Source organism: Shewanella sp., assembly GCF_013214165.1.
Lineage (GTDB): Bacteria > Pseudomonadota > Gammaproteobacteria > Enterobacterales > Shewanellaceae > Shewanella.
Window position 1 is genome coordinate 1 of record NZ_JABSSM010000127.1, and the last position, 7,493, is coordinate 7,493.

Annotated in this window: 6 protein-coding genes and 1 pseudogene; 4 read left to right on the top strand and 3 right to left on the bottom strand. The window is 46.9% G+C overall.

All coding sequences use genetic code 11. The features are described from left to right. Both HRU42_RS19895 and HRU42_RS19900 read right to left on the bottom strand, forming a co-directional pair. Positions 1-92: pseudogene (locus tag HRU42_RS19895) on the bottom strand (DNA-binding response regulator); the annotation flags it as partial. 82 nt (positions 93-174) lie between these two features. Beyond that, positions 175-531: a PepSY domain-containing protein gene (locus HRU42_RS19900; protein WP_295033703.1), complete on the bottom strand. Its 357-nt coding sequence runs from the start codon at positions 529-531 to the stop codon at positions 175-177. Between the two features lie 368 nt (positions 532-899). Here HRU42_RS19900 and HRU42_RS19905 point away from each other — a divergent pair, with 368 nt between their 5' ends. The 3 genes from HRU42_RS19905 to HRU42_RS19915 all read left to right on the top strand — a co-directional run bounded on the left by HRU42_RS19905 (position 900) and on the right by HRU42_RS19915 (position 6,056). Continuing rightward, positions 900-2,087, top strand: a complete 1,188-nt coding sequence (locus HRU42_RS19905) for a choice-of-anchor H family protein (protein WP_295033705.1) — start codon at positions 900-902, stop codon at positions 2,085-2,087. Positions 2,088-2,261: 174 nt separating this feature from the next. Beyond that, on the top strand, positions 2,262-4,718 hold the full coding sequence (locus HRU42_RS19910) for a TonB-dependent siderophore receptor (protein WP_295033707.1): 2,457 nt from the start codon (positions 2,262-2,264) through the stop codon (positions 4,716-4,718). 54 nt (positions 4,719-4,772) lie between these two features. Beyond that, positions 4,773-6,056 carry an amidohydrolase gene (locus HRU42_RS19915; RefSeq protein WP_295033712.1) on the top strand — a complete coding sequence of 428 codons (1,284 nt, stop codon included), beginning with the start codon at positions 4,773-4,775 and terminating at the stop codon, positions 6,054-6,056. On the opposite strand, the gene HRU42_RS19920 is transcribed toward HRU42_RS19915, so the two are convergent. Next, complete coding sequence (locus HRU42_RS19920; RefSeq protein WP_295033708.1) at positions 6,031-6,465, bottom strand: carboxymuconolactone decarboxylase family protein; 435 nt, start codon at positions 6,463-6,465, stop codon at positions 6,031-6,033. The two genes, HRU42_RS19915 and HRU42_RS19920, sit on opposite strands and share 26 nt — an antisense overlap. A 151-nt stretch (positions 6,466-6,616) precedes the next feature. On the opposite strand from HRU42_RS19920, the gene HRU42_RS19925 reads away from it, so the two are divergent. Then, the coding region (locus HRU42_RS19925) for a LysR family transcriptional regulator (protein ID WP_295033710.1) at positions 6,617-7,493 on the top strand (877 nt) is incomplete at its 3' end.

The following is a 7,493-nucleotide window of genomic DNA, read 5'->3' on the forward strand; positions in this document are numbered from 1 at the left end:
CTGGCTATATCCAGGGTGAAGTTAGCATCGAGCAAGTGCTGCTTCAGATTAGTCTGTAGCGCTAAGTCATCTTCAACTAACAGTATTCGCATGGTGTCACCTCTGGTATGCACTTGGCGTTATCGCTGAAACAAATCAATGCATTCTCCATCGCTGGCTATATCTAGGGTGACGTTACTTCCTACGCACACTGCCGGTCTTGGCATCCACAGTGACGTAAAATACCGCTCCGGAACTGGATAGTAACTTGACCTGATAACCAGGGTTCCCCTTGACTCGGCTCGATTGCACCTTGAGCACCTTGCCTGGATATTGATGTTTCACTAATTGAATCGCCTGTTGAGAGCTGGTTACTTTTAAGTTTTTTTTAGACTGAGCGACCATGGCCATCGAACTCAAGCTAACGGCATTGACGGCGCTTAACGCCGAAACCATAGAGAGTTTAGTCACACTCGAGGCCGCTCCCTGTAGTGGGAACAGCACACCAGCCGATGTAATTAAAACTAATGTTAAGCTTGAAGCCAATTTCATTGAGTATGTCCGATGATTAAATGCCTTGATTCCTTATCAGTGTAAATATCCCCTTCTTAAGACACAAGTGTTAAAGCGCCTGTCTAAGAAGCCCAACAAATGAAGGTGTCAGTTCGGCGGGCCTGTTTAATGGGCCTGTTCAGTGACTCGAGGTGCCCATAAATCTAGTCTACTAGTTATAACCCAAGGAACATGAACCCAAGATGACACTGGTCAATGGGATATGCCATTTTCACTACAGGTGAGCTATATATTCCAGCTAATGTGACAGCATCGCATTTTCAGCGTTCAGCTTATGTTCACCTTAATTCGTCTTTAATGGCCTTAAGCACAGCAATACTAAGGTTTATAAGATGAAGGTTTATAAGATGAATATGAACAATCAAGCGAGAGAATTAACGAGCGTAAAAAATGAGCCTAAAACCAGAGTTAGCCCAGCTTCTCACGCTTGGGTATGCAAACCAATATCTGCATTAACTATGATTGCAGGGGCGTTAATCTCATTCACTGCCAGTGCTTATGCCAGTGAAGCACAGGGCGCTAGCCAGATTGAGAGGGTAAACTTGCAGACGGTTTCAGTTGGGCAGCCAGTTAAATCTGAGCAACAAGAAGAACTGCACACGCAATTAAGCCAATTGAAGCAACAAGTGCCACTGACTTTAGCAAGTGCAAAGACTAAATCTCGAGCAGAGGTCATTGCCGAGCATAAGAGTGGCAAGATGTCGGTTAAGTATTCACTGCCGCAAAGTGGGATAAAAACAGTGAATGACTATGCCCAGTCGACGGTGCCCAAAGCCTTTTCTAATCCCATCTATCATGAATTTACTCTCTATGGAGCCAGTAGTCGGCTATTCGTCGATGATGATGCTGACGGTTTCTACCAAACTTTTAGCGTGACCTTCGATGCCGATGTGTATGGACCCGACGCGGTCGAGGTAGCCGATGTCTATGCAGAGCTCTACTTGAGCCGAGATGGTGGTCCTTGGGTGCATTATTACACCACAGATATTTTTACCCTATTGGGTGACTCGAGTGATGATGATTTTGAAGTGTTAACCACACTGCATAATGGCTATTACACCGATTATTATGACGTGCTGGTGGATCTATACGAGGTGGGTTTCGATGATATTGTCGCCACCATAAGCGCTGCTGATACCGATGACTTGTATGCCTTGCCGCTGGAGAGTAGTGATAGAGACACTGTATATACTGGAGGAGACTCTAGCAGTGAAGGTCATGGCGGCGGTGCATTTTCCTTTATTTCTCTGCTGGGTATCGGTTTATTTGCCGCCATAAGAAGACGGAATCTCTTTTTTGCTAAATTAGCTGTTGCCTCTACAGGCATGAGGAGTGATGAAGAGGGGCAAAATTTCGATGCTAGTGGGTTTGGCTGGATTTGGGGCGTGGGTGTGAACGCCGCAATTACGGAGCATCTACATATTCGTGTTTCTTATGATCACATTGATACTGAACTCGAATTTGATGAGTTCGATGAGACCATAGAGAGTGAACTATCGAACTTCACCTCGGATAATGACTCTGGCAGTCGGTGAGTAAATTTAAGACATCCCCTTAAATTATCAACATTTACTTTGTAAAAACCTTCAAAAAAACCGCCAGAATAGATACAAGGGTCACGTTTTTGTGACGATATGTGAAACACCTGTTGTAATGCTAGCGGTAATCATTATCATTCCGCCCCATAATACTAATGGGGGATAATATCGATGCAACAATTTCGTTTTTCACTACTTGCTGTCGCGTGTGCATCAGCTTTCTTACCTGGGCTACTGGTTGCTAATGAGCAGGATAAAACGCCGGGGACAGTGCCAGATCTGAAAAACAAGGGTGTAGAGCGTATCACTGTCTATGGAAGACAAAACCAAGTGGTTATGAATTCGGGTCTAGCGACCAAGTCCAATATGTCGTTAATGGAAACGCCTGCGGCCGTTGTCATCGTCGATGAAGCGCTAATCAATGCTCAAGGTGTGAATAATCTGCAAGATCTGGTGCGTAATATCAGTGGTGTGACTCAAGCGGGTAATAACTATGGTATTGGCGATAACTTAGTGATCCGCGGACTCGGTGCCAACTATACCTATGACGGCATGTATGGCGGCGCAGGACTTGGCAACACTTTTAATCCGACACGCTCCCTGACGAATGTTGAATCGGTAGAAGTGCTCAAAGGCCCAGCGACGGGTTTGTATGGCATGGGCAGCGCGGGCGGCGTGATTAACCTTATCGAGAAGAAGCCTGAATTTGACAGTCGCCACGATATCGGCGTCGAGCTGGGTCAATGGGATTCCTATGGGCTGAGTATCGATAGCACCGGCGGATTGACCGACAAACTCGCTTATCGTGTAGTGGCTAAAACGGCTCGCAGTGATGGCTATCGTGATATAGGCACAGATCGTGACGAAATTTACACCTCATTTAAATATGTGTTCGATGACAGCCAGGACTTGATGCTCTCGGCTTCATATATCAAGGATGCTATCGCAGTCGATTCTATCGGTCATCCAATACGTATTTATAACGCCGAGTCTGTCGGTGGAAAAACGGCCGGAGAAGCCAGTTGGCAAGATTTAATCAACGATCCTGAAGGTAAGGGGATTCAACTCACCGATGAGCAGCGACAGCAGCTGGCCGATTCTTTGGCTGACAGTGATGGCTTAACCCCCTATGAGTTCGGTCATAACGGGATCATCTCGCCGATGGCCAAAGATAACCAAGGTGAAGAGCTGAGATTTAAGCTGACTCATAATATCTTTTTCAATGAAAATTTATTCTTGAACCAGCAGCTACAATACCGTGACTACACCTCAGGTTTTGCCCGTCAAACCGGCGCCTATAACTATGTTTATTGGGATCGAAAAGGCACCATCAATGCAGATCCCCGTGCGCCACTCGTTGAAGATGGTGTGCTTTATCCGTTTGCGGCTCGCCGTCAGGAGTTCCGTCAGGTTTCTGCCGACGAGACTTCTTGGCAGTATTTTGCCGACTTGAGGTTGGATTTTGAGCTGGCAGGCATAGATAACGAGCTGTTAGTTAATGCAAATTTTGAAGACCGTGATATTCGCTTCAAGCAGTACTCAATTTATGATGCCGATAAGGTGATAAAGAACAAGGCGGGTGATGTCATCTATCGGGGCGTGTTGCCTTACATCTATGACATCCGCGATCCCAATTGGGCTGAAGGCAGCTTCGAAGATCACGACCCCTTGATGACCAGTAACTACCACAAGAAGGTGAGTGCTTGGGGCGTTGGTCTGCAGCATGTTGGCTATTTCGGTTACGGCTTTACCACACGTGTCGGTGTGGCCTTTAACGAGATAAAACAGAGTTATGAGCATTTTGGTGTCGATGAACGATATCGTGCTAGCGCCGCCGAGCCAACGCCTGAGGCGGATACTACAGATAATGGTATCACCTATAACTTGGGGGTGACCTATATGCCAACCGATGATCTGTCATTCTTCGTCAATCATTCTAAAGGCCGTACGGCTTACAGCATGTTAGGTGGTATCGAAGGCGATGGCTCGGACAGACTGGATTCTGAGTCTATCAGTGATGATCTAGGCATGCGTATCAAGGCATTTGATGATCAGATGTTGACCTCCTTGGTGTTCTTTAAGAGCTCGAGTACTAATCTGGCATATTCAAATCCTGCTTATGAAGAAGATGTTACCGGTCCCGAAATCCCACAATACTTTTACGATGGCAAGGAAGAGACCTCAGGCGTCGAGCTAGACATGAACGCTCACCTGAATGAGCAGTGGATGATCAACCTCAACGGCGTCTATCAAGATGCGCGTGATAAGCAAGATCCCCGAGACGCCAGCTACGGTACGCGTCAAAAGGGCGTGCCCTATGTCACGGCCAGCGCTTGGGTCACCTATGGCGCCGACGTGTTCACACTCTCTAGCCCGATAGAGATCAGCTTAGGGGCAAAATACGTCGATGAACGCAGTACTAACTCGAGTTCATTCGGTATTCCAGATGGGTATGTGGCGAGTTATACCGTATTCGATACGGCCATCAGCTATCAGGCCGATAATTGGAAGCTGCAGTTGAACGTCAACAACCTGTTCAATGATACTTATTATGACAAGGCGATGTTCCTCGGCGGTATGCCAGGTGAAGAGCGTAATGCCAAGCTGAGCGTTAACTATCAGTTGTAAGGCGTAAGCTTCGAGTTACGAGCTACTGGTAATTTTGATTATTGAGTGTTTTGACTGCGCAGCCTTGACTCATCATTAGCACTCGCTGTCAGCAAAGCCCTACCTGAACTTGAACAACTTTATTTGCATCTGCATCAACATCCTGAGCTTTCCTATCGAGAGCAGGCGACGGGACAGAGGATGGCGAAGGAGCTTTTAGCACTGGGTTTTGAGGTCACAGATAATTATGGTGGTTATGGCGTCGTAGGCATATTAAAAAATGGCGATGGCCCGACTGTGATGATCCGCGCCGATATCGATGGCTTGCCGATCATAGAGCAGACCGGAAAGCCTTATGCATCCGTTGTGACCACAACGGATGCCGATAATAACGCGGTTGGCAGCATGCATGGCTGTGGTCATGATATTTATATGACCAGTTTAATCGGCACCGCCGAGCAACTTGTGAAGCATAGGAGCGATTGGCAAGGCACCTTGATGATGGTGGCACAACCTGCGGAAGAGGTTGGCGGCGGCGCCAAAGCCATGCTAGCACAAGGATTATTTACTGAGTTTCCAACACCTGACTTTGTACTGGCTTTACATGTGAATGCATTGGTACCTGCGGGCAAGGTGGCAATCGCGCCGGGTTATGCCTTGGCCAATGTCGACTCGGTGGATATCACCATTAAAGGCAAGGGCGGTCATGGCGCCTATCCCCATATGACTGTCGCTCCTGTGGTGCTGGCAGCCCGCACTGTGATGGCATTGCAGACCATACCGAGTCGAGAGATCTCACCACTTGAGCCGAATGTGATCACCGTTGGCTCTATTCATGGGGGATCTAAGCACAACATCATCGCTAATGAAGTTACACTGCAGCTCACTCTGCGCTCTTATAACCCCCAGGTTCGCGAGCAACAGATCGCAGCAATCAAACGCATGACCAAGGGCATCGTCATGAGTGCAGGCCTGCCTGATAGTCTACTGCCTGTGGTCTATGTTCATGAAGATGAGACGATACCTTCTACCTACAATGATCCTGAGTTAGCCAGTTCAGTACAAGCCAGTATCGAGCGCGAGATAGGGGTGGCTAATGTGGTTAAATCTGAGCCTGTTATGGCCGGTGAAGATTTTGGCCTCTATGGCCTCACGCCCCATAAGCGTCCCATCACCATCTTCTGGCTTGGCGCCGTAGAGCCTACAATCTATGCAGCCAGTAAGGCGTCCGGGGCACGTTTACCATCACTTCACTCGAGCAAGTTTGCCCCAGATTATCCTTTGACGATCAGCACAGGCGTAAGAGCCATGAGCCGCAGTGCCATGGATCTGTTTAATGAGTCATCTTCGTCGCTATAGCAAAACGGTTCCAGGCGTTGATCATGATGACCTGCATGATGACTTGAGTTATCAGCTCTTCACCTAACAAGTTAAGACAGGCTTGATAAGTGCTATCGGTTAGACCTGCATGTGAAACGTGAGTGAGCTCATCGGTGAGTCTGAGTACCGCCCGCTCGGTGTCATCAAACAGGGGAGATTCTTTCCAGGCCGATACTGCAAATAACTTCTGTGGTGATATTTCGGCTTTCAAAGCGGCTTCCGTATGTATTTGAATGCAGTAGGCGCACTGATTAATCATGGATGCGCGGATCTTGATTAGCTCTTTTAGTGCGCTAGATAGCTTGGTCTCTGCTAAATAATTTTCGACAGACATCATGGCTGCTAATGCTGCTGGCTGTGTTTGGGCGATATCTATACGTTTCGTCATCTTTTATCCTTTATTGAAATTTAAGGCTGCTTTATTGGGATGACATAATTGTGCATAATTCTAATATTGAACTGAATACACGCTCAAACTGAAACAGCTTTGCGTATTTTGCAAAGATATACAGTTTGAAAGGGACTGCAGAGGTGTGAAAATGTTAGATTTGATCAAGGTGTTTCATCAGGTTGTCGATTCGGGGAGCTTTTCTCAGGCTGCGCAGGCCTTGCATATGGCACCCTCTTCCATCGCTCGAAATATCGATAGCCTAGAGGCTCAACTTAAATCTACCCTATTCAAGAGGAGTACTCGCCAGCTGATTTTGACCGAAGAGGGGCGTTACTTTTACAAACAGTCTGGCAAGCTGGTGGAAGATGCAAATAACTTGCTGGTACAGATGCGAGGGTCACGGGATACTCCCCAAGGAATGTTAAGAATATCCGTGTTCGAAAGTTTCGGCAACTTGTGCTTAGCACCGATTATTCCTGAGTTTTTGCAGATGCACCCGGATGTACAGATTGATTTGGATCTTGACAATAAGCTGGTGGATCTTCATAGCGATAATGTGGATCTCGCTATTCGTATCGGTGTACCCCAAGACAGTGGTTTAAAGGCGCGAAAGTTGTTGAACCATCCAACGTTATTGACAGCGTCCCCACATTACTTAAATCAACACCCCTGGATCACACAGCCATCAGATCTACATGAACATAATTGTTTGCTTATCAGCCAAGAGAGGCAGAGGAATCATTGGTATTTTAATAAAGGGAAAAGCAATCTAAAGGTCCATATTTCGGGGAATTTTATTTCTAAAGGAGGCTCTCCCTTGTTAACTGCCGCTTTACAGGGCTGTGGTGTGCTCTTGTTATCTAAATGGATGGTTCAACCCTATATCGATAGTGGCCAATTAGTAGAAGTGCTACCAGGTTGGACTGTGAATCATTGGGAAGACGGCAGTGGGGAGATTTTTGCTATCTATAAGGGAGCTCTATACCCTAAGCCTACTGTCAGGGCATTTATTGATTTTTTGGTGA